Raw genomic sequence first — 19,147 nt, forward strand, 5'->3', positions numbered from 1 at the left:
CATAATCAGAGAAAGTAAAGAGGGTTCCAATGCGGGAGCAGTCACCTTTAGTGACACTGAGAGAACTGGCACAGACAGCGGCTGAACAAGCCGCTATTCAACTGGCTCAGGTCCGGCAGAGTCATCAACAAATGGAACAGCAACTCAATATGTTGATTGGGTATCAGGATGAATACCGTGTACGTCTAAATGAAACGTTGAATTTGGGGGGGATGTCGTCAGCATCGTGGCAAAACTACCAACAATTTCTCAAAACGCTCGAATTGACTATCGAACAACATAAACAACAACTTCAACATTGGCAGGCGCAGCTCGATCTTGCAACTGAACAATGGAGAGAAAAACAGCAACGACTCAATGCATTTGAGACTTTGGAGCAACGTGCTGAAGATAGCCGTAAGCGACATCTTGATCGTATTGAACAGAAACAAATGGACGAGTACGCACAGCGTAGTACTTTACGGAGAACAACTTGATGGAGATAACGCTTCTGACCATGGATGTCGCTGCAACCTCTTCGGGAACGACATCCGCTTCAAATAGTCAGCCCGGTGATAATGCCCCGACATTTGCTCAGCTTTTGGGCTCTCAACCCCAAAATACACAGAGTGATAAAAAGACAGCCAATATCACAAACCATTCAACGAAAGAAAACAAAGCACATTCACACTCTGATGAAGACAAAACAAAAGAAGACGGTAGTCATCTTGCGTCTGTCACCACAGAACCCAATGTGATAGAAGAGCCATCTTTTGAGAAATCTCAATTGACTCTGACTTTGCCAGATAATGAACAATTTGCGGCTATTGTTGAAAATAAAACCCCTTCTTTATTAATGTCAGCAGAAGAACTTGCTGCTGAACTTCCCGTTCAGTTAGCAGGACTACCTGGATTAAAACGGCTTACCCTTCCCTCAGAGCAACTGACTCAAGCATTACAACAGCCTCAATCAGTTAAACGTGGTGAAGATTTAGCCTCGTTAGCACGCACTATTTCAAAAGATGGTGATATGTCGGACTTCAACCTTACCGACAAGCTTAATCTATCAAAATCAGATGAAAAGTCCTTGTTAACCCAGCTACGTCCAGAGACGGCGACATTAGCAACAGAAAGTACGCTTGTCGCTGCTAATCAAACAGAAAAGCCTTCTGCGAAAAAAGTAGATAGCATCGCGACACTTTTAACGCCAACAGCAGAAAAAGTGAATGCATTGCTAAACGGCGATAAGCAAGTTGCAAATGCAAAATTAGCGGACAATGTTGCTCAGCAAATGGTGACAGGTAATCGTGTTGTAGAAAGCGATCTTCACAACACCCTTTCTACCTCTTCTTCTTTGGCTTCGCAAAGCATTACGGGTCATGCTCACTCTTCAACACAACCACAAATGCAATTTTCACCGATGGCAACACAGGTATTAAATGCACAAGTGGGAACACAAGAGTGGCAACAGCAACTAAATCAACAAATTGTGATGTTTAGCCGTAATGGCTTACAAAAGGCAGAGCTACGTTTACACCCTGAAGAGCTAGGTTCATTGCATATCCGCATGAAAATAGAAGATGGGCAAGCGCAGTTGCACCTTGCTTCACAAAACGGACAAGTTCGTTCTGTATTAGAAAATGCCATGCATCAATTGCGTCAAGCTCTCTCTGAAAATGGGATCCAGCTCACGCAGAGTCAGGTGTCTAGCGACACTCATGACAGTTGGCAACAACAAAATATGTCAGATTCCTCTCAATTTAGTGGAGATGGTGCCGATAATCATCAAGGAAGCGAGGGTAATTCTCTGCAATTAGCCTCTGAAACGGCACTACAAAAGATAACCCTTACGCCTCAAGAATTAGCATCTGCTCGTGGTGGTGTTGATATTTTTGCCTAATACAAATGTATTGGGAGGACACCCTATGTCAATAAACGTAAGAGTTAATGGTTTTTTCCCTATCTGTTTCTGCAATTAAAAAACAGAAATAGCGGGATAATTAAGGTTGATTTAGATGGATATGGAAGTCCACAACAGTGAACACGTATCCACTACAAAACAGGAATTTAACTGTCCATGTCTAATTACAGCAATGAACGTAAAAGCTATAGCTTAATTCTGATCATCGTATTATTGGTGATCGCCATTATTGCAGCGGCATTCGGTGGATATAGTTGGTGGGCATTGAAGCATGCTAAATCAGGTTCAGCGGGCACAAATCAGGAAAAAGTTATACCAGCACCCGTTTTTATGTCATTAGAACCCTTTACGGTAAATTTAATTGATGACGAAGAACACTTAGACAGAGTGCTCTACATAGGGATCACATTAAGATTACATAATGAAGAAACTCGTAAACGTCTACATGATTATTTACCTGAGGTTCGTAGCCGCTTGTTATTACTGCTTTCTCGTCAACAGGCTAATAAGCTCGCGACAGACAATGGAAAACTCCAGCTAATGACGGATGTAAAAGAAACGCTGAGACCGACTCTCGTACCGGGAGAATCTGAACAGATCCTCTCCGATGTACTGTTTACCACGTTTATTCTGCGATAATCATTATGAGCGATAATATCCTTTCACAGGCAGAGATTGATGCTCTGCTGAATGATGACACATCAGGTGACGACGCCAAAAAAAGCGCGAACAGGGAACCTGCGATAGCGAAGGATCCGAATGAACCGGATATTCAGCCTTATGACCCCAACACGCAACGTCGTGTGGTTCGAGAACGTTTACAGTCGTTAGAAATTATTAACGAACGCTTTGCACGTCAATTCCGTATGGGGCTGTTTAACATGCTCCGTCGGAGTCCTGACATTACTGTTGGTGGCGTTAAAATTCACCCTTATCACGACTTTGCTCGTAACTTACCTGTGCCAACAAACCTTAACTTGGTGCATTTAAAGCCTTTACGAGGAACAGCATTATTTACCTTTGAACCCAATCTGGTTTATATCGCGGTAGATAACCTGTTCGGTGGTGATGGCCGTTTTCCAATCCCTGTGGAAGGACGTGAATTTACCAACACAGAGCAGCGGATCATCAACAAAATGTTGAAACTGGCACTTGATGCCTACCGTGATGCTTGGGATTCCATATTCAAAATTCAGGTGGAATATGTTCGTTCTGAAATGCAGGTGAAATTTACCAATATCACCTCATCACCGAATGACATTGTTGTTACAACACCTTTTCAGGTGGAAATTGGTTCAATGGTTGGGGAATTTAGTATTTGTATTCCATTTGCCATGATTGAACCATTACGTGAACGACTGATTAATCCACCAATTGAAAATGTTCGTCAAGAAGATGGGGTTTGGTTAGATAGTTTAGTCAACCAAGTTCAGCATTCGGAGCTAGAACTGGTCGCAAACTTTGCTGACATCCCACTGCGTTTATCAAAAGTGCTAACACTTAAAGCTGGGGATGTTATCCCAATTGATAGACCAGAAAGATTGATTGCACATGTTGATGGTGTGCCCGTATTAACAAGCCAATACGGTACAGTAAATGGGCAATATGCCCTTCGTGTTGAACACCTAATTAACCCTGTTTTAAACGCTCTGGATGAGGAACAAACCAATGAGTGATGCAAATCGCCCAACTGATAATTCACAATCGGCTGAGGATATGTGGGCTGATGCAATGGAACAGCAAACTGGGAAAAGCCAGGATAATAGTTCCGATCTATTTGAACATCTTTTACCTGAAGACGATACGCTGAACCATCTATCTGATATCAATTTGATTATGGATATTCCAGTCAAATTAACAGTAGAGTTAGGCCGTACCAAAATGACCATTAAAAAATTACTGAGCCTGTCACAAGGTTCTGTCGTTTCACTGGATGGTTTAGCTGGTGAGCCTCTTGATATTCTTATCAATGGCTATTTAATCGCTCAAGGTGAAGTTGTTGTTGTTTCTGATAAATACGGTATTCGCATTACCGATATCATTACGCCATCAGAACGTATGCGTCGTCTGAGCCGTTAATCTATGGAACAGCTTCCTTCCTTTTCCAGCCAAGGTGCGGTAAATACTACCGCACCCGCTACAACACAAACTGTTCAAACACCTACACAGCCGTTGCCTGTAGGTCAAAGTCTTGCTCAAGTTAGCACGGCACTTGCAGGCATTATCGTTCTTATTATTGTTGCTATGTGGTTATTTCGCCGTTTTGGCTTTACCCGTGGTTCATTTAAAGGAACGACAGCACAACTTAGCGTTAAAGCAAGTTGTTCATTAGGTGCAAAAGAACGTGTGGTGGTGGTTGAAGTAGAACAGGAATGGCTCGTATTAGGTGTAACTGCATCGCAGGTAAATCTGCTGCATAAATTACCCATCCCTGATAAAGCCTCGCAGGAAGCGAACTCATCACCAACATCGCCATTGTTTACTCAAATATTACAAAAAACGCTAAAGCGAGATAAAGGCAACTCATAATGCATCAGTGTGTCACTTTTTTTAACGCATTAAAGCGTTGGCGTCTCTTCGCTAGTGTGCTGGTTTTAATCTTGTTACCTACCAGTGCGTTTGCCCAATTTCCGAGTGTTATTACACAGCCTTTACCGGGTGGTGGTCAAAGTTGGTCATTACCAGTACAAACATTAATCTTCATTACAGCATTGGGGTTTATTCCTGCTGTTTTGCTGATGATGACAAGTTTTACCCGCATTATTATTGTCCTTGGATTATTACGTAATGCTTTAGGTACACCTTCTGCACCACCAAACCAAGTGGTTCTTGGTTTGGCATTATTTATGACCTTTTTCATTATGGCACCGGTTTTTGATAAAATTTATCAAGATGCCTATATGCCATTTACTGAAGATCAAATTACCTTCGAGCAAGCCTTAGAGAATGGCTCTAAACCTTTGCGTCAGTTTATGATGCAACAAACGCGTGAAACTGACTTAGCTCTGTTTGCTCGTCTTGCCGATGCGCCTGCGTTTGAAACTCGCGAAAGTGTACCAATGCGTATTTTGGTGCCTGCTTATATTACGAGTGAGCTAAAAACCGCCTTCCAAATCGGTTTTATGATTTTTATTCCTTTTCTTATTATCGACTTAGTTGTTGCCAGTGTATTAATGGCGCTAGGTATGATGATGGTGCCACCTGCCACAGTCTCATTGCCATTTAAACTCATGCTTTTTGTTTTAGTAGATGGTTGGCAATTAATACTAGGCTCGCTTGCACAAAGCTTTTTCAATTAGCGCAGAGGTAACCCCATGACACCAGAATCCGTCTTAGCACTAGGTACTGAAGCGATGAAAATCGCTTTATCACTAGCTGGCCCTCTTTTATTGTCCGCTCTAGTGACGGGTCTTGTGATCAGTATGCTTCAAGCTGCAACGCAGATAAACGAAATGACATTGTCGTTTATTCCAAAAATTCTTGCTGTATTAGCTGCTATTTTAGTTGCGGGTCCTTGGATGTTAAGTTTACTTATCGATTATATGCATAACTTATTTACTGGCATTCCTGGGATGATTGGTTAATAGCAATGATAACCCTGACCAGTGAAATGCTTAACGGCTACATTAGTGATTTTTTCTGGCCATTTGTGCGTATACTCGCCCTTTTTAGCACTGCACCGCTATTTAGTGAAAAGCAGACACCTAAAAAATTTCGCATTGCGCTCGCCTTTTTAATTACCGCATTAGTTGCACCAGGCTTACCGCAAAGTAATGTACCTTTATTCTCGCTTATTGCCTTTTGGGTACTGTTGCAACAAATTCTAATTGGCACAATTCTAGGGTTATCAATGCAGTTGGCGTTCGCTTCTGTTCGTCATGCAGGTGAAGTGATTGGTTTACAGATGGGGCTTTCATTCGCCACCTTCGTCGATCCATCAGGCGGCCCTAATATGCCTATTCTGGCACGTATTTTTAATATGCTAACAATGCTATTATTTATGGTATTTGATGGACATTTATGGCTATTGTCTATATTAGTTGATACGTTCTATGTTGTTCCTATTGGAAATCAGACGTTTAACTCATTAGGTATTCTCACTTTAGTTCAAAGTGGTGGCACAATCTTTATTAACGGTATGATGTTAGCCATGCCATTAATCACTCTACTTTTAGTACTCAACCTTTCATTAGGTATTCTAAACCGAATGACACCACAACTTTCAGTCTTTGTGGTTGGCTTCCCTCTTACGCTGACTATCGGTATGTTAGCATTATCCATGATTATGCCTGCATTACCTGTGTTTACAGAGCGTGTCTTTAGCGATACGTTTAATCGTATTACATTGATATTGCAACAGTTGGTTTCTTGAGATTTCGGATTATTAACTTTTAATTAGTTATTTTTCATCTCACTCATTAAAATTAATCTGTTTTCACTCTAGCCATCAATGGTCATTTATTCCACAATCCTTGTATATCATTATACCTGTCATCATTTTAGCGAAAAACGCCGTAAACCCTCGGTCAATGCGGGCGTTCAAGCGATTATGGTTCATGCTCTTACAGAAAATGCAAAACAGTTTTATCTTCATAATAGTTTTAAAGCCTCTTCAACACAAAAAGACACTTTATTTCTAGCATTAAAGAAATGAACTCATCTGTTGTATTCAATAAAAAAAAACCCCTGATAAATAAATACCAGGGGTGATATCAAAATGTCTTAGAACCGAACTAAATAATTAGCGATACATTTTGAACATCGACATATCTTTCATGTCGTTAAAGACTTTATAAGAAGCTTTTAATACAGACTCTTCTTGGTAATAATCTGAAATTGCTTGTGTCCAGTCTAAATCACGCAATTCGCTTAAACGTTTTGCATTTCTTAAAGACGTATCCGCACCTAAATCATCTAAATTATCAAGCTCTTGAAGTTGTAAGCCTAATTTAGCTTCAACACTAGAAATATTATTTAGCGTTGCACGGTTAATACGGTTTGCCGCATCAATTTTATCTAATGCAGCATCACGCTCAGCTTGTGATTTACCTGTTAAAGGGTCACGCAATGCTGTAATCGCATCATCAAGGGCATTAAAAATGTCTGGCTCTGTCCCTTTACTACCTAAAGATTGTAATGTTTCGATCCCTGTAAAGTTAGTGACCATTTCAATATTACTATCTACTTTTTGGGTAATTTGCTTATCACCGCCTTGATAGGTGATTTTGCCTGTTGCATCAGCGACAAAAGGAGGTTTGTCTGATTGGAAGCCTGCAAAAATATAACGCCCCACACCATCTTTTGTATTACCAATACCCACTAGCTGGTCTTTTAAACCAGCTAATTGTTCAGCTAAAGACGAACGGTCTTCATCACTTAATGTTGCATCATTACCTGCTGCAACCAGTGTTTCTTGAATTTTGGTTGTAATATTCACCATTTGGCTTGCTAAGCTCATTTGCAAAGACATACTGTTTTTTGCAAATCCACGAGCTGTCGCATACTGCTGATTACGCGATTCAGATTGTTTAACCATCACCGCTTGAGAAGCCGCCATTGGATCATCTGATGGTTTTTCAACGCGACGACCACTGGAGATTTTATTTCCTTCAGTCATCCATTTGCTTTGCGAACTGGTGATATTGTCCACTCGCTGACTAAAAATTTGATTTGAACTTAAACGCACCGTGTTATTCCTTATTCTGATGAAGGCTTAGAGAACTTGCATAATTGCATCAAACATACTGTTTGCTGTTTGAATAACTTTCGCATTTGCCATGTAATATTCTTGAATGCGATACATCTCGCCATACTCTTCATCCAAGTTCACGCCAGAAACAGACTGTTGTTGTTCTACAATACTTTTAGTGATAGAAACCTGAGCATCAAAGTCAACTTGAGCGGTATTCACTTTATTACCGACCATACTGATCAATGAGCCATAACCACCAGCAATTGTTGTTTTACCATCAATAATTTTTTCATCGGGTAACTCAAACAGTTTTTTCATGTTTTCGTTATCGCTTGGGCCAGTATCTTTAGAACCTGCTGCCGCAATTTTGCTAGGATCAGTCAAAGCAACTTTCATACCAGCAATCACGTTACCCACAGATTGAACGACAATGGAATCGTCTTTTTGTGGTGTACCATTGACTTTGATACTCATCCCTTCGAATTCTAATTCGCCCGTTGCACCAACTTTAGATGCAACTTTACGACCACCCGGCTCTACCGTCACATTCCAATTGCTGCCGTCATATTTAACCGTATAATCAGCCGCTTTTACTTCTTTAGTGTCAGTATATTTCACATCAAAGGTGGCATTACCTTTGTTTTTGCCGTTTGGCATAACATGAGCGCCACCAAGGTCGAAGAATTTTCCACCTTTGTCGCCATTTAAATCAAAACCTTGCTCATGTTGTTTATTAAATTGATCGCCCAACACTAACGCTAATTGGTTTAATTGATTACGGCTTGGATCTAACACTTCTTCACGGCTACGATAAGCACCGCCGAGTTCGCCACCTTTAATGCGTTTTGCATCCACTTCACGAACTTCATCAATACCGTTGCTATAACCAATAACAAGGCGTTCGCTGTTTTTATTAGATGGAATAGCAGAAACTTCATAAGCACGAGTACCAGACACTAATGGCAAACCATTAGCAAATGTGACGTTAACAAAACCACCGTCTTGTTGAGTCACTTGTACATCAACCAGTGTGTTTAGCTCTTGAACTAAACGGTCACGTTGGTCTAATAAATCATTAGGTTCAGCGCCATTAAAGCCTTTAGCACGACTGATTTCATTATTTAATTTTGCGATCTGTTTTGTATATTCATTGATATTTTTAGAGGTGTTAGTGACCTGACTATTAATATCTTTTTCTAGATCGCGCAATGATTGGTCTGCTTTAGCAAACATATTAACCATCGCTTCCGCTTTACCAATAACGGTTGTACGCGCAGGATTATCTTCTGCGTTATTGGTAACGTTAGGTAAGCTTGTAAAAAATTCGTCAATTGCGCTCGAAACGTCATTCCCTTTATCTGCTAACAAATCATTAATTTGTGAGATATTTTTGGTATAACTGTTTAAAGCACTTTGTTTTGCCATTGCACGGTTCATTTGGCCAGCAAGGAATTCGTTATATTCTCGATGAATACGGCTAACATTAACACCATTACCGATATAACCATTACCGGTCATTGTGCCACTGTTTTCATTAAAAACAGTCATTTGACGGTTGTACCATTTCACATTTTGGTTAGCGATATTATTACTCACAGTGCTCATCGCAGCTTGTGCCGCATTAAGTCCGCTCATCGCTGTATTAATTAAACTGTTGGACATTTGTCTATCCTTTTACGTTTAGTCATCACCCGTATGCACGGAGCATAACTGGCAAGTTAAATGGATGCTCTGGTCTTTATTATCGGTTCTTCCCCTCTAAACTTGAGGGGAAAATGATTAAAATAGGTCGCTTAAATCGTGAGTATAAGTTTTAGCAACTTGCTCACCACTTCCTTTTAATTGACCAATAATTGAAACCAGTTTTTTGGCATAACCCGGATCGGTAGCATAGCCTGCTTCTTGGATACGGTAAGCCGCTTGTTCAGGAGTTTGAGCTTGAGGTACTTTAGCGTAGCGAGGACTTTCAGTGATCAATCTAAGGTAATCTTGAATAGCTTCAACATATGAGCCATAAACACGGAAATTGTCACGCATTTTAATCGAGTTACCATCGATCACTTCAGTTGTCATGATATTCGTAACAGGCCCTTTCCAGCTACTTCCTGCTTTAATACCAAACAGGTTATAACTCGGTTTACCGTCACCAGTTAGAATTTCACGCTTACCCCAACCTGATTCAAGTGCAGCCTGAGCAACAACTAAAAGATGGTGTACACCAGTACCTTCTGTGGCTTGTTTTGCAGGCCCTAACAGTTTTGAAGCAAAAGAAGCACTGCTTTCAGATAAGCCCTTAAGCTTGCCAATCGTACTTTCAACTGCATTTTGATAGGGCTGCATCGCACGATAAATTTGCCCCAATGCTTGCGTTGGCATGGATTGAAATATATCACTACCATCTAATGGCATAGGTGTTTTGCCCGCCATTTCACTTGGGTCTAGCGTGACTTTGGCAGAAAGTTGTTTTTCTATCATGTCAGCAAAGCCCAAGCCTTTTTGTGATAAGTCTTGAGCGATTTGTTGATCATAAAGAGAGGTGTACATCTTGGTACTTTCTGAGTTGAACATGCTTTCTTGAGGAATAGCATCACGCATGCTCTTTAACATCATTTGAACAAAAACACCTTCAAGTTGCTGCGCCACTTGGCGCAGCCCTTGCTGATCAGCATTTTGCCCAACCTGATATTTAAGTTTATTCAATGCATTACTGTCATATGCCGGCGCAGACATCGTCGGCATTGAAGAAAGCAGAGATAAATCTTTCATCAGATAATCTCCAGTCTCGCACGTAAGCAACCCGCGCTTTCCATTGCTTGCAAAATTGACATTAAATCTGTTGGTGTTGCACCAAGTGCATTTAATGTGCGGATCACTTCGTTTAAGCTTGCGCTTGCATTCACTTGTTGTAATGAACCACCTTGTTCACTCATATTTACGCTAGTATTACGCGTTACAACAGTGCTACCCCCTGCAAACGGAGTATTAGGTTGGCTTACATTAACTTGGCTATCAACCGTAACGGAAAGGTTGCCTTGAGCAATAGCACAGCTTCCTAATGTCACATCACGATTCATAACAACAGAACCTGTTCTTGCATTAATGATCACTTTCGCATCTGCAACAACACGTTTAATTTCAAGGTTTTGAACTTCAGCCAGAAAACGTACTTGTTCACTTTTACCAATAGGAACACGCAATTGAACTGTACGGGCGTCTAAAGGAATAGCTGTACCTACACCGCGCAATTTATTAACGGTATCAGAGATGTGTTGTGCCAAAGTGAAGTTTTCTTCATTCAGTTGTAGGTTCAGCAGACCTGTTTGACCAAATTGCGAAGGCAGTTCACGTTCAATGATAGCTCCGCTGCTAATGCGTCCACCCGCTAACTGGTTCACTTTAACGCTATTACCACCCGCAGATGCACCTGCTCCTCCGACAACAATATTGCCTTGTGCTAAAGCATAAATCTGATTATCGACACCTTTTAATGGTGTCATCAGCAACGTACCACCACGTAAGCTTTTGGCATTACCTAAGGATGAAACAACGACGTCGATTGATTGCCCTGTACGACCAAAAGGCGGTAATTTTGCAGTTACCATTACCGCTGCAACGTTTTTCAATTGCATATTGGTGCCAGGTGGTACTGTGATCCCCAATTGTGAGAGCATGTTATTCAGACTTTGCGTGGTAAACGGGGTTTGCATTGTTTGGTCACCCGTTCCATCTAATCCCACAACCAAACCATAACCAATCAGCGCATTTTCTCTTACCCCTTCAACAGAGGTGAGATCTCTGATCCGTTCGGCATGAGCGGAAAAACCGACACATGTCATCACGATAAAGAAAAGGCTCATCGCTATTTTTTTCATCTGGACCCTACTCATTAAAAAGGTGATACATTTAAGAAGAAGCGTTGTAGCCATCCCATAGACTGTGCTTCATTGATATAACCGTCTCCGATATATTCAATACGAGCATCAGCAACTTGGGTTGAATTTACGGTATTAGCACCACTGATTGTTCTTGGGTTCACAACACCTGAAAAACGGATAAATTCAGTACCTTGATTGATAGCAATTTGCTTTTCACCGATAACGTGCAGGTTTCCATTGGCAAGAAGCTGATCGACGGTAACAGTGATGGTGCCTTTAAAGGTATTGTTTGCATTTGCGCCACCTTTACCGCCAAAGTCACTGTTTCCCTCCATTCCCATATCAGCACGGCTATTACCAAACAATCCTTCCAAAAATCTTGGCGTGATCGAAGCAAGGAATCCTGCTTTGCCATTACGGCTCGCATTTGCGGATGAGTTTTTGCTTGCACTCACGTTTTCTTGCAATGTAATCGTTAGCGTATCGCCAATATTTCGAGGACGTCTGTCTTCAAATAGAGGTTGATAGCCAAAATAAACAGGCTGAGCTGACTGAAAAATAGAGCCATTAGGTGCAGGTGCTGTTGGTGCCGTTGGAACCGCCGTTGTGTTACCTTCTACTAACGGTTTTTTGGGTATATGTGCGCATCCCGCCAGTGTCAGTACCAACAGGGCGGTACCTAAACGTTGATGACGACGCCATCTGACACTAAGCTTTCTTGCCCCAGAATTGTCAGTAATGACCTTTGTATCCATCTTCGATACTCTTTTAGTAATACGCCTGACAGGAACCCCTGCCAGGCTAATAAACAAACGAAATTAGAGTTGCGTTAGTTTCTGTAACATCTGATCAGATGTTGAAATCGCTTTACTGTTAATTTCATAAGCACGTTGAGTCTGGATCATATTGACCAGCTCTTCAGCTACGTTAACGTTAGAGGTTTCAACATATCCCTGATACAACAAGCCTGCGCCGTTGATACCTGGGGCATTCTCAGTAGGTGCGCCAGAACTTGCGGTTTCTAAGTACAAGTTTTCACCAACACTTTCTAATCCGCTGTCATTAATGAAGGTTGTTAGCGTCAATTGACCCACTTGTTGTGGTGCAGGTGAGCCTTCAATTTCAACACTGACAGTACCATCACGACCAATCATCACTTTTTTGGCGGTATCAGGTAAAATAATGGCTGGAACAACTTGGAAACCGCTAGTTGTCACTAATTGCCCATTTTGATCCATTTGAAAAGAACCATCACGAGTATAAGCATCGGTACCATCAGGTAACTGAACATGGAAAAAACCTTGTCCTTTAATCGCCACATCACGAGTACCGTTTGTTTGAGCCAAGTTACCTTGACTATGTAAACGCTCAGTAGCAACAGGACGAACACCTGTACCAATTTGTAAACCTGACGGTGCATTCGTCTGTTCTGATGTCATTGCACCCGGCTGGCGGATCGTTTGATACAGTAAATCTTCGAAAACCGCACGTTGGCGTTTAAAGCCATTGGTGCTGACGTTTGCGAGGTTGTTGGAAATCACATCCATGTTAGTTTGTTGTGCATCCAACCCAGTTTTAGCAATCCATAAAGAACGGATCATGGTTTTCCCCTTACACTATTTAACTCAGTGATAGCAATTGGTTAGCCTTTTGCGCATTTTCATCAGCGCTATGGATAACCTTCATTTGCATTTCGAAACGTCTTGCGTTTGCTATCATATCGACCATGGCTTCTGCTGGATTAACATTACTGCCTTCTAAAACACCAGCTAGCACCTTCACGCTATCATCCGCAGGTAATTCCTCACCGGCACGCGCAGCCCCTTTAGGGGATAAATGGAATAAACCATCATCGCCACGAACTAAGTCGTTTTGCTCTGGTTTTACCATTTTCAAACGACCAATTTGACCCAACATTTTCGGTGGATCAGTCGGTACATGCGCAGTCACAATACCGTTATTGGCAATACTGACGTTTGCTTGAGCAGGCACTTCAATCGCACCGTTATCGCCCATTAACAAACGCCCTTGTACCATTAACATGCCATCAGCGTTGCGTTGGATATTCCCGTTTCGGGTATACGCTTCTGTGCCATCTTCAAGTTGAACGGCCAAAAAGCCGTTATCACTTAAAGCAACGTCCATTGATCTGCCGGTATAGTTCATCGTTCCTTGACTCTGATCGCTACCTGGCGTTGAGGCTACCGTTAATGTACGAGTTGGTAAGGTATCGCCATTGACAGGTACGGCTCGCATTGCACTAAGCTGCGCTTTGAATCCCGGCGTTGATGCGTTTGCTAAGTTGTTCGCCACGACAGCTTGGTTTTCCATCGAATGTCTGGCGCCGCCCATCGCGGTATAAATCACATGATCCATAACAGATTATTTCCTGCGTTATTAGCGCAAGCTAACCAGAGTCTGCAGGATCTGATCCTGAGTCTTGATGGTTTGTGCGTTTGATTGATAGTTACGTTGAGCAACGATCATGTTGACTAACTCTTGGCTCATATCCACGTTAGACGCTTCTAATGCGTTATTGGTTAATTTGCCGAATACACCAGCGCCTGCAACACCCACGATTGGTGAACCTGAACCGTTAGTTTCAGACCACATGTTGTCGCCTTGTGAGCTTAAGCCGCCTGGGTTTGCAAAGTTAGCGAGTGCGATTTGACCAACAACTTGGCTTTGTTGGTTTGAGTAGGTCGCCATAATGGAGCCATCTTGCTCAATACGGAAATTGGTGAATTCACCCGCTTGGTAACCGTTTTGCGCTAATTTAGAAACGCTTGATTCAGCAACTTTTTGTTGGGTACTACCGGTGAAATCAAGTTCAATTTTGCCTACAGCAGAACCATTTAAAGAATCAATAGACATACTTGGTAATGCTGGTGGTGTTACACCCGCTGCGGTATAACTCTCTAATACACCTGACTTAGTATATTTTAAAGTCCCTAAATCTTGGTGAAGAGTTGGAGTACCACCAGCAGTCTTAGTTGATGTATCTTGTCCATAAACTTTCCATTCATTGTCATTCGTTTTTACAAAGAATAAGTTCAGATTATGTTCATTACCTAAGCTATCGTAAGTAGTAACGTTAGTACTAAAGTTATATGTATCACCATCTTTAGCATCAAATGGAGCTTTAGCGGGTTTATCTTCACCAGAGTTCAGGTTAACCGCCATATCAATTTTGTTGGTTGCGCTGGCATTCATCATATCGGTAGGAATAACGATAGGTGTTGGTGTTGCCCCTTTTTGAACAACGTTTTTACCATCAACAACTTGTACTGGATAACCTGTAATACGCATACCTTGCATATTAGTCAGGAAACCATTTTTATCTTTACCGAATTCGCCATTACGTGAATAGAAAACGCCACCGTTTTGGTCTTCAATGCGGAAAAAACCACCGCCAGAAATCGCTACGTCTGTTGGGCGGTTAGTGGTTGTGATACTACCGTCTTTAAAGTTTTGGCTAATACCTGCCACTTTAACACCTAGACCTGCACCAGAGCCGGCGAAAACGTCAGCAAAAGAGACAGTTGCACCTTTGAAGCCATAGGTTGCGGAGTTAGAAATATTATTACCGATAGAATCTAAGTTAGCGGCTGCTGCGTTTAAACCACTTACTGCTTGTGAAAAGGACATGCGCCCTCCAAGTTGAATATGTGTTAGTTAAAGAACCTGACGAATTTCATCCAATGAAACGGTATTACCTAAGCCAACATCAAGGCGGGCACCACCATCCACCATGGACACACTATTCACCAGCGCATAATTCAGTGTCTTAACAGGGACCTGAGCATCATTAAGCGTGGCGTTAACGGTAAATTTATAACTGCCAGTTGGAACAGGATTGTCATCTTCATCAGTACAATCCCAAGAGAAGTTATAAACATCCGGTAGCATCTTTTTGTCCATTTGGATTGTACGAACGGTAGCACCACTGGCATTAGTGATGTTTATCGTAAGAGAATCGGTTGGACTGAGTAATTCAAAACCAAAAGGTGTTGAAAATAGGTGTTCATCGCTAGGCGCAGTTGGGTCAGTATCACCTGATTTATATATTCCCATTTGCTGGCGCGTTTTTTCATTTTGAGTATCAGGTGTTGGAATTGTGTCATCCCCATCACTGGGCTTTTCAGTTTCACCTTTACCGTCGGTTGGCTGAAAGACAACAATTTTATTCCCAGAGACCATAACACCACGGCCTACTAGAGAAGAAGCGCGCAACGCCTGACTTTGATCAATCTGTCCAACAATGTTATTCACTGTTTTATTCAGTGTTTCAATGCCTTCAACGGTTGAAATTTGAGCCAACTGGGAGGTTAACTCATTATTTTGCATTGGGTTTGTTGGATCTTGATTTTTCATCTGAGTGATGAGAAGTGTCAGGAAATTCCCTTTAATATCCTCACTACCACTTTTTTTCGTATGGTATGAAGAAGGTGTATCCCCGATAATGGTATTATCATAAGGTTCATTCATTGAGGAGGAAATACCCACAATTTATTCTCCCTATTGACCTATCATCAGTGTTTTTTGCATCAGCGATTTTGCCGTGTTCATCACTTCGACGTTAGCTTGGTAGCTTCTTGAAGCAGAAATGGTATTAATCATTTCACCCACAACATCAACATTCGGCATACGTACATACCCTTTTTCATCGGCAAAAGGATGTCCCGGCTGATATTCCATGCGAAATGGAGCAGGATCATCCACCACTTCAGTGACACGAACACCACCAACTTCTTGACCAGCAGGTGCGTTTACCTGAAAAACAACCTGTTTTGCACGATAAGGTTCACCATCTGGGCCCGCAACACTGTCGGCATTTGCCATATTGCTAGCACTTACGTTTAAACGTTGAGATTGCGCGGAAAGTGCTGAACCTGAAATATCAAAAATACTAAATAAAGACATGCTCTTTACCCTACTGTTGCAATACAGACATCATGCTTTTAACTTGTGAATTAATAAATGTCACATCAGCCTGATACTTAAGGCTATTGTCAGCAAAATTACTACGTTCCATGTCCATATCCACGGTATTACCATCCATCGCAGTCTGATGAGGCACGCGATAGAGTAAGTCCGCTTCTAAGCGATAACCGGGTTTGATCGGGATATGGCGCTCTGATGTCATCGCCAATTGCATGCCATGACTACCAGTACGTCCGTTTTCAATGGTTTTCTTCAATTCAGAAGCAAAATCAATATCACGAGCCTGAAAGCCTGGGGTATCTGCGTTTGCGATATTCGCAGCGAGAATTTCTTGGCGTTTATTGCGTATTGAGAGCGCTTCTTGTTGAAAATGAAACGTATTTTCTAATTTATCGAGCATCTTCTATCCTTGGTGGCTAAGCCACTTACCTCAGCTGATAAAACAATTTCAGTTGACAGAATAAACGCTCAAAAAAAAGATGATTGGAGGAATAGGCGTAAATTGGATTGCTATTTATGCGTTTAAGGCGTGCAAAGTCGATGTACACTGTTATTGCTAAATAATGACAAACGCACAATTAGCATCAACTCTGTAAGGTGATACAAATTATGTTAGTTAGAACTCTTATCGGTCTATTTTCTTTTTTCTTTATGGTGAATGTGAGTATCGCGAAATCACTGCCTGAAGAACTGCAAGATTTCTTTGTCGCACTTCACCAACAAGACGATAAAGTGACTGTGACAGTTTTAACGCCAGAAGAGAAATGGCCTGTCTGCCAAACACAAGAGATCCAACGTCATGCTGGCTCTCGTAATTGGGGACGTCTTTCAATCCCAATTCAGTGCGATAAGCAACGTCGTTTTATTCAAATTGATGTTAGCGTTAATGGTGAATACTTAATCGCGAAAAAAGACATCAATCGTGATGATATTATTGAAACGTCTGCTATTAGTACGGCAACGGGCGAATTAGAAAAATTACCTTATGATGTATTACGTGATCCCGCATTAATTAAAAATGCGATCGCAATGCGACAAATATCCGCAGGAAAACCTTTAACCTCCACAATGGTTCGTCGCCCTTGGGCTATTTTGGCAGGACAAACCGTCACCGTATTTGCACAAGGCCCTCACTTTCAGATCCGTTATGAAGGCAAAGCTGTAAACAACGCGGTTGCCAACGAAACCATTCGAGTGAGAGTTAAATCAGGCCAAATTGTCACTGGCGAAGCACTTGAAAACGGCTCTGTACGCATCCCTCTTTAATGGATAAAAAAGCTGATAAGCAGAATAAGCCTATATTGAATTGCTTGTTACCCGTTTCAGTTATGGCAAGCCAAGGTAAACTCTCTTGCGCTACATTTTTCACTCTAAATAATTAAAGCTGTAGTTAGACAATAATTTAAAACATCGCATATTTAAAGCATCGCATATAGATACTCTAAATAACTCAAGTTGTAGCTAGGCGACAAATGAACGAATCGCTAGGAGCATACATAAGTATGTGACTAGTGTGAGTGAATGCGGTCAACACCGCTACGGCTTGAAGTATGACGAGTAGTGTGACTAGTGCGAGTGAATGTAGCTAACAACGCTACAGCTTAAAGTATAACGAGTATCACGACTAAGATTAAAGTTTTTGATTTCACAGCCGATATAAAGAAACAAGATGATAGGCGAAAACACATAGGTTGTTTTACAATGGCTTCATCTGACTATTAATTGATGCCTAACAAAGGATTTTCCTATGAGTATTGAACGCGCAAATCCACTGCTTCCGATTAACGCAATTGCACAACGCAACCCGAGTGAAATCACTCAGGGCTCTCGTAAATCGGGAACAACTGAACAAAAAACTGCAACAGGCGACACTTCTGTAAAACTTAGTGAAGCGCAGAAAAAACTTGTTCAACCTGGAAATAAAGACATTAACGTTGAGAAAGTTGCTCACTTGAAAGAAGCAATTGCCAACGGAACATTAACCATGGACAGTGGTAAAATTGCGGATGCTCTTTTCCGTGAAGCTGCTGAAAGCATAACTCAATAATATTTTAATGATTATGATGGAAGAACTCCGCCAGACTTTAGATCTTCAATTATCACAGCTTAATACCATTGCGGGTATTTTACGTGCTGAACAACAGTTATTATGCGCAGGTAATATTGATATCAATGCCCTGCACGAAGTGACTGAACAGAAGAATTTTGTCTTGTCTGCTTTAGGTCATACAGACCAACAGCGTCATACGCTAAGCCAACAAGCCGGTGTAGAAAAACCTTATACAGGGTTGCCGTTCTTATCTGATTTATGGACACAGATAATAGACATCACGGCGGAGTTAAGATATCTAAATCAACATAACGGATTACTACTCGATCAACACATCTCTCGTAATAGTGATGCTATCCGTTTTTTGCAGAAGAACCACAGCCCAACCCTTTATGGTTCTGATGGGCAAGCACAGCGTTCAACACTGGCTGGGCGTAAAATTCAGGTTTAGGTTTTTTCAATAATTATCAGAATTTACACGAAACGCTATCAATATTGATAGCGTTTTGCTTTTCCAATAAAACACCTCTCACTTTAAGCCACCAGCAGATCACACTAGCACTGTTATCTATCATCTTTTCGTGGCACATCATTTTCTTCTCTAAACATTGGCTTTTATTTGAGCCTTTATTACCGCACCTTTTCTAACACACTAACCCATCGCACTCTTCAGTTTTATCAACCAT

At 41.5% G+C, this 19,147-nt stretch carries 23 protein-coding genes and 1 pseudogene; 13 read left to right on the forward strand and 11 right to left on the reverse strand.

Annotated features, from left to right (window positions below):
- Nucleotides 1–29: 29 nt before the first annotated feature.
- The 10 genes and pseudogenes from fliJ to ACNARN_RS13815 all read left to right on the forward strand — a co-directional run.
- On the forward strand, nucleotides 30–476 hold the full coding sequence (gene fliJ, locus ACNARN_RS13770) for a flagellar export protein FliJ (protein ID WP_006533149.1): 447 nt from the start codon (nucleotides 30–32) through the stop codon (nucleotides 474–476).
- Nucleotides 476–1,879 carry a flagellar hook-length control protein FliK gene (locus tag ACNARN_RS13775; protein ID WP_198619834.1) on the forward strand — a complete coding sequence of 468 codons (1,404 nt, stop codon included), beginning with the start codon at nucleotides 476–478 and terminating at the stop codon, nucleotides 1,877–1,879. The genes fliJ and ACNARN_RS13775 overlap by 1 nt, the downstream gene beginning before the upstream one ends.
- A gap of 177 nt (nucleotides 1,880–2,056) precedes the next feature.
- A complete protein-coding gene (gene fliL, locus ACNARN_RS13780) occupies nucleotides 2,057–2,539 on the forward strand; it encodes a flagellar basal body-associated protein FliL (RefSeq protein WP_109373788.1) in 483 nt (160 codons plus the stop codon).
- A gap of 5 nt (nucleotides 2,540–2,544) precedes the next feature.
- Nucleotides 2,545–3,576: a flagellar motor switch protein FliM gene (gene fliM, locus ACNARN_RS13785; protein WP_109373789.1), complete on the forward strand. Its 1,032-nt coding sequence runs from the start codon at nucleotides 2,545–2,547 to the stop codon at nucleotides 3,574–3,576.
- Entirely contained in the window at nucleotides 3,569–3,979 is a 411-nt protein-coding gene (gene fliN, locus ACNARN_RS13790; protein WP_006533153.1) for a flagellar motor switch protein FliN, read from the forward strand. Before fliM ends, fliN begins: the two co-directional genes overlap by 8 nt.
- A 3-nt stretch (nucleotides 3,980–3,982) precedes the next feature.
- Nucleotides 3,983–4,429 (forward strand): flagellar biosynthetic protein FliO, encoded by a 447-nt coding sequence (gene fliO, locus ACNARN_RS13795; protein WP_198632221.1) that lies wholly within the window; start codon nucleotides 3,983–3,985, stop codon nucleotides 4,427–4,429.
- Nucleotides 4,429–5,199, forward strand: a complete 771-nt coding sequence (fliP, locus tag ACNARN_RS13800; protein WP_109373791.1) for a flagellar type III secretion system pore protein FliP — start codon at nucleotides 4,429–4,431, stop codon at nucleotides 5,197–5,199. Before fliO ends, fliP begins: the two co-directional genes overlap by 1 nt.
- Before the next feature lie 15 nt (nucleotides 5,200–5,214).
- Complete coding sequence (gene fliQ, locus ACNARN_RS13805) at nucleotides 5,215–5,484, forward strand: flagellar biosynthesis protein FliQ (protein WP_072068516.1); 270 nt, start codon at nucleotides 5,215–5,217, stop codon at nucleotides 5,482–5,484.
- A 5-nt stretch (nucleotides 5,485–5,489) separates the two neighbouring features.
- Nucleotides 5,490–6,272 (forward strand): flagellar biosynthetic protein FliR, encoded by a 783-nt coding sequence (gene fliR / locus ACNARN_RS13810; RefSeq protein WP_098942426.1) that lies wholly within the window; start codon nucleotides 5,490–5,492, stop codon nucleotides 6,270–6,272.
- Nucleotides 6,273–6,428: 156 nt separating this feature from the next.
- Nucleotides 6,429–6,554: pseudogene (locus ACNARN_RS13815) on the forward strand (GNAT family N-acetyltransferase); the annotation flags it as partial.
- 87 nt (nucleotides 6,555–6,641) lie between these two features.
- On the opposite strand, the gene flgL reads toward ACNARN_RS13815, so the two are convergent.
- From flgL to flgB, 11 genes are all read right to left on the reverse strand, one after another.
- Nucleotides 6,642–7,586 carry a flagellar hook-associated protein FlgL gene (flgL, locus tag ACNARN_RS13820; RefSeq protein WP_416304578.1) on the reverse strand — a complete coding sequence of 315 codons (945 nt, stop codon included), beginning with the start codon at nucleotides 7,584–7,586 and terminating at the stop codon, nucleotides 6,642–6,644.
- Between the two features lie 27 nt (nucleotides 7,587–7,613).
- The gene (flgK, locus tag ACNARN_RS13825; protein ID WP_198630080.1) at nucleotides 7,614–9,254 is read right to left on the reverse strand and encodes a flagellar hook-associated protein FlgK; all 1,641 of its coding nucleotides are present in this window, start codon (nucleotides 9,252–9,254) and stop codon (nucleotides 7,614–7,616) included.
- Nucleotides 9,255–9,371: 117 nt separating this feature from the next.
- Entirely contained in the window at nucleotides 9,372–10,358 is a 987-nt protein-coding gene (flgJ, locus tag ACNARN_RS13830; protein ID WP_109373795.1) for a flagellar assembly peptidoglycan hydrolase FlgJ, read from the reverse strand.
- Nucleotides 10,358–11,464 carry a flagellar basal body P-ring protein FlgI gene (locus tag ACNARN_RS13835; protein WP_099075765.1) on the reverse strand — a complete coding sequence of 369 codons (1,107 nt, stop codon included), beginning with the start codon at nucleotides 11,462–11,464 and terminating at the stop codon, nucleotides 10,358–10,360. The genes flgJ and ACNARN_RS13835 overlap by 1 nt, the downstream gene beginning before the upstream one ends.
- A 14-nt stretch (nucleotides 11,465–11,478) precedes the next feature.
- The gene (locus ACNARN_RS13840) at nucleotides 11,479–12,222 is read right to left on the reverse strand and encodes a flagellar basal body L-ring protein FlgH (RefSeq protein ID WP_023581820.1); all 744 of its coding nucleotides are present in this window, start codon (nucleotides 12,220–12,222) and stop codon (nucleotides 11,479–11,481) included.
- 63 nt (nucleotides 12,223–12,285) lie between these two features.
- Nucleotides 12,286–13,068 (reverse strand): flagellar basal-body rod protein FlgG, encoded by a 783-nt coding sequence (gene flgG, locus ACNARN_RS13845; protein ID WP_109373796.1) that lies wholly within the window; start codon nucleotides 13,066–13,068, stop codon nucleotides 12,286–12,288.
- 19 nt (nucleotides 13,069–13,087) lie between these two features.
- Nucleotides 13,088–13,843: a flagellar basal body rod protein FlgF gene (locus ACNARN_RS13850; protein ID WP_198626598.1), complete on the reverse strand. Its 756-nt coding sequence runs from the start codon at nucleotides 13,841–13,843 to the stop codon at nucleotides 13,088–13,090.
- Nucleotides 13,844–13,864: 21 nt separating this feature from the next.
- Nucleotides 13,865–15,115 carry a flagellar hook protein FlgE gene (flgE, locus tag ACNARN_RS13855; protein WP_198619829.1) on the reverse strand — a complete coding sequence of 417 codons (1,251 nt, stop codon included), beginning with the start codon at nucleotides 15,113–15,115 and terminating at the stop codon, nucleotides 13,865–13,867.
- A gap of 27 nt (nucleotides 15,116–15,142) precedes the next feature.
- Nucleotides 15,143–15,973 carry a flagellar hook assembly protein FlgD gene (locus ACNARN_RS13860; RefSeq protein WP_196534223.1) on the reverse strand — a complete coding sequence of 277 codons (831 nt, stop codon included), beginning with the start codon at nucleotides 15,971–15,973 and terminating at the stop codon, nucleotides 15,143–15,145.
- Nucleotides 15,974–15,985: 12 nt separating this feature from the next.
- Nucleotides 15,986–16,390, reverse strand: a complete 405-nt coding sequence (gene flgC / locus ACNARN_RS13865) for a flagellar basal body rod protein FlgC (RefSeq protein ID WP_006533173.1) — start codon at nucleotides 16,388–16,390, stop codon at nucleotides 15,986–15,988.
- A gap of 10 nt (nucleotides 16,391–16,400) precedes the next feature.
- Entirely contained in the window at nucleotides 16,401–16,811 is a 411-nt protein-coding gene (gene flgB, locus ACNARN_RS13870) for a flagellar basal body rod protein FlgB (RefSeq protein ID WP_072068529.1), read from the reverse strand.
- Nucleotides 16,812–17,020: 209 nt separating this feature from the next.
- Between flgB and flgA the strand changes: the two genes are divergently transcribed.
- From flgA to ACNARN_RS13885, 3 genes are all read left to right on the forward strand, one after another.
- A complete protein-coding gene (gene flgA, locus ACNARN_RS13875; RefSeq protein WP_198619827.1) occupies nucleotides 17,021–17,677 on the forward strand; it encodes a flagellar basal body P-ring formation chaperone FlgA in 657 nt (218 codons plus the stop codon).
- A 481-nt stretch (nucleotides 17,678–18,158) separates the two neighbouring features.
- Nucleotides 18,159–18,458 carry a flagellar biosynthesis anti-sigma factor FlgM gene (flgM, locus tag ACNARN_RS13880; protein WP_109396479.1) on the forward strand — a complete coding sequence of 100 codons (300 nt, stop codon included), beginning with the start codon at nucleotides 18,159–18,161 and terminating at the stop codon, nucleotides 18,456–18,458.
- Nucleotides 18,459–18,474: 16 nt separating this feature from the next.
- A complete protein-coding gene (locus ACNARN_RS13885; RefSeq protein ID WP_232799390.1) occupies nucleotides 18,475–18,912 on the forward strand; it encodes a flagella synthesis protein FlgN in 438 nt (145 codons plus the stop codon).
- Nucleotides 18,913–19,147 lie beyond the last annotated feature (235 nt).

The sequence above is a fragment of the Proteus sp. TSJ240517 genome (assembly GCF_047921575.1).
GTDB lineage: Bacteria > Pseudomonadota > Gammaproteobacteria > Enterobacterales > Enterobacteriaceae > Proteus.

Excerpts from the sequence above, each read along its gene's own strand:
- ACNARN_RS13775 (WP_198619834.1), top strand. The coding sequence starts at position 476 with ATGGAGATAACGCTTCTGACCATGGATGTCGCTGCAACCTCTTCGGGA.
- fliL (WP_109373788.1), top strand. The coding sequence starts at position 2,057 with ATGTCTAATTACAGCAATGAACGTAAAAGCTATAGCTTAATTCTGATC.
- fliR (WP_098942426.1), top strand. The coding sequence starts at position 5,490 with ATGATAACCCTGACCAGTGAAATGCTTAACGGCTACATTAGTGATTTT.
- flgE (WP_198619829.1), bottom strand. The coding sequence starts at position 15,115 with ATGTCCTTTTCACAAGCAGTAAGTGGTTTAAACGCAGCAGCCGCTAAC.
- flgG (WP_109373796.1), bottom strand. The coding sequence starts at position 13,068 with ATGATCCGTTCTTTATGGATTGCTAAAACTGGGTTGGATGCACAACAA.
- ACNARN_RS13850 (WP_198626598.1), bottom strand. The coding sequence starts at position 13,843 with ATGGATCATGTGATTTATACCGCGATGGGCGGCGCCAGACATTCGATG.
- flgM (WP_109396479.1), top strand. The coding sequence starts at position 18,159 with ATGAGTATTGAACGCGCAAATCCACTGCTTCCGATTAACGCAATTGCA.
- ACNARN_RS13885 (WP_232799390.1), top strand. The coding sequence starts at position 18,475 with ATGGAAGAACTCCGCCAGACTTTAGATCTTCAATTATCACAGCTTAAT.
- ACNARN_RS13835 (WP_099075765.1), bottom strand. The coding sequence starts at position 11,464 with ATGAAAAAAATAGCGATGAGCCTTTTCTTTATCGTGATGACATGTGTC.
- fliP (WP_109373791.1), top strand. The coding sequence starts at position 4,429 with ATGCATCAGTGTGTCACTTTTTTTAACGCATTAAAGCGTTGGCGTCTC.
- flgA (WP_198619827.1), top strand. The coding sequence starts at position 17,021 with ATGTTAGTTAGAACTCTTATCGGTCTATTTTCTTTTTTCTTTATGGTG.
- fliJ (WP_006533149.1), top strand. The coding sequence starts at position 30 with ATGCGGGAGCAGTCACCTTTAGTGACACTGAGAGAACTGGCACAGACA.
- flgJ (WP_109373795.1), bottom strand. The coding sequence starts at position 10,358 with ATGAAAGATTTATCTCTGCTTTCTTCAATGCCGACGATGTCTGCGCCG.
- flgC (WP_006533173.1), bottom strand. The coding sequence starts at position 16,390 with ATGTCTTTATTTAGTATTTTTGATATTTCAGGTTCAGCACTTTCCGCG.
- fliN (WP_006533153.1), top strand. The coding sequence starts at position 3,569 with ATGAGTGATGCAAATCGCCCAACTGATAATTCACAATCGGCTGAGGAT.
- fliQ (WP_072068516.1), top strand. The coding sequence starts at position 5,215 with ATGACACCAGAATCCGTCTTAGCACTAGGTACTGAAGCGATGAAAATC.
- fliO (WP_198632221.1), top strand. The coding sequence starts at position 3,983 with ATGGAACAGCTTCCTTCCTTTTCCAGCCAAGGTGCGGTAAATACTACC.
- flgK (WP_198630080.1), bottom strand. The coding sequence starts at position 9,254 with ATGTCCAACAGTTTAATTAATACAGCGATGAGCGGACTTAATGCGGCA.
- flgB (WP_072068529.1), bottom strand. The coding sequence starts at position 16,811 with ATGCTCGATAAATTAGAAAATACGTTTCATTTTCAACAAGAAGCGCTC.
- fliM (WP_109373789.1), top strand. The coding sequence starts at position 2,545 with ATGAGCGATAATATCCTTTCACAGGCAGAGATTGATGCTCTGCTGAAT.
- ACNARN_RS13840 (WP_023581820.1), bottom strand. The coding sequence starts at position 12,222 with ATGGATACAAAGGTCATTACTGACAATTCTGGGGCAAGAAAGCTTAGT.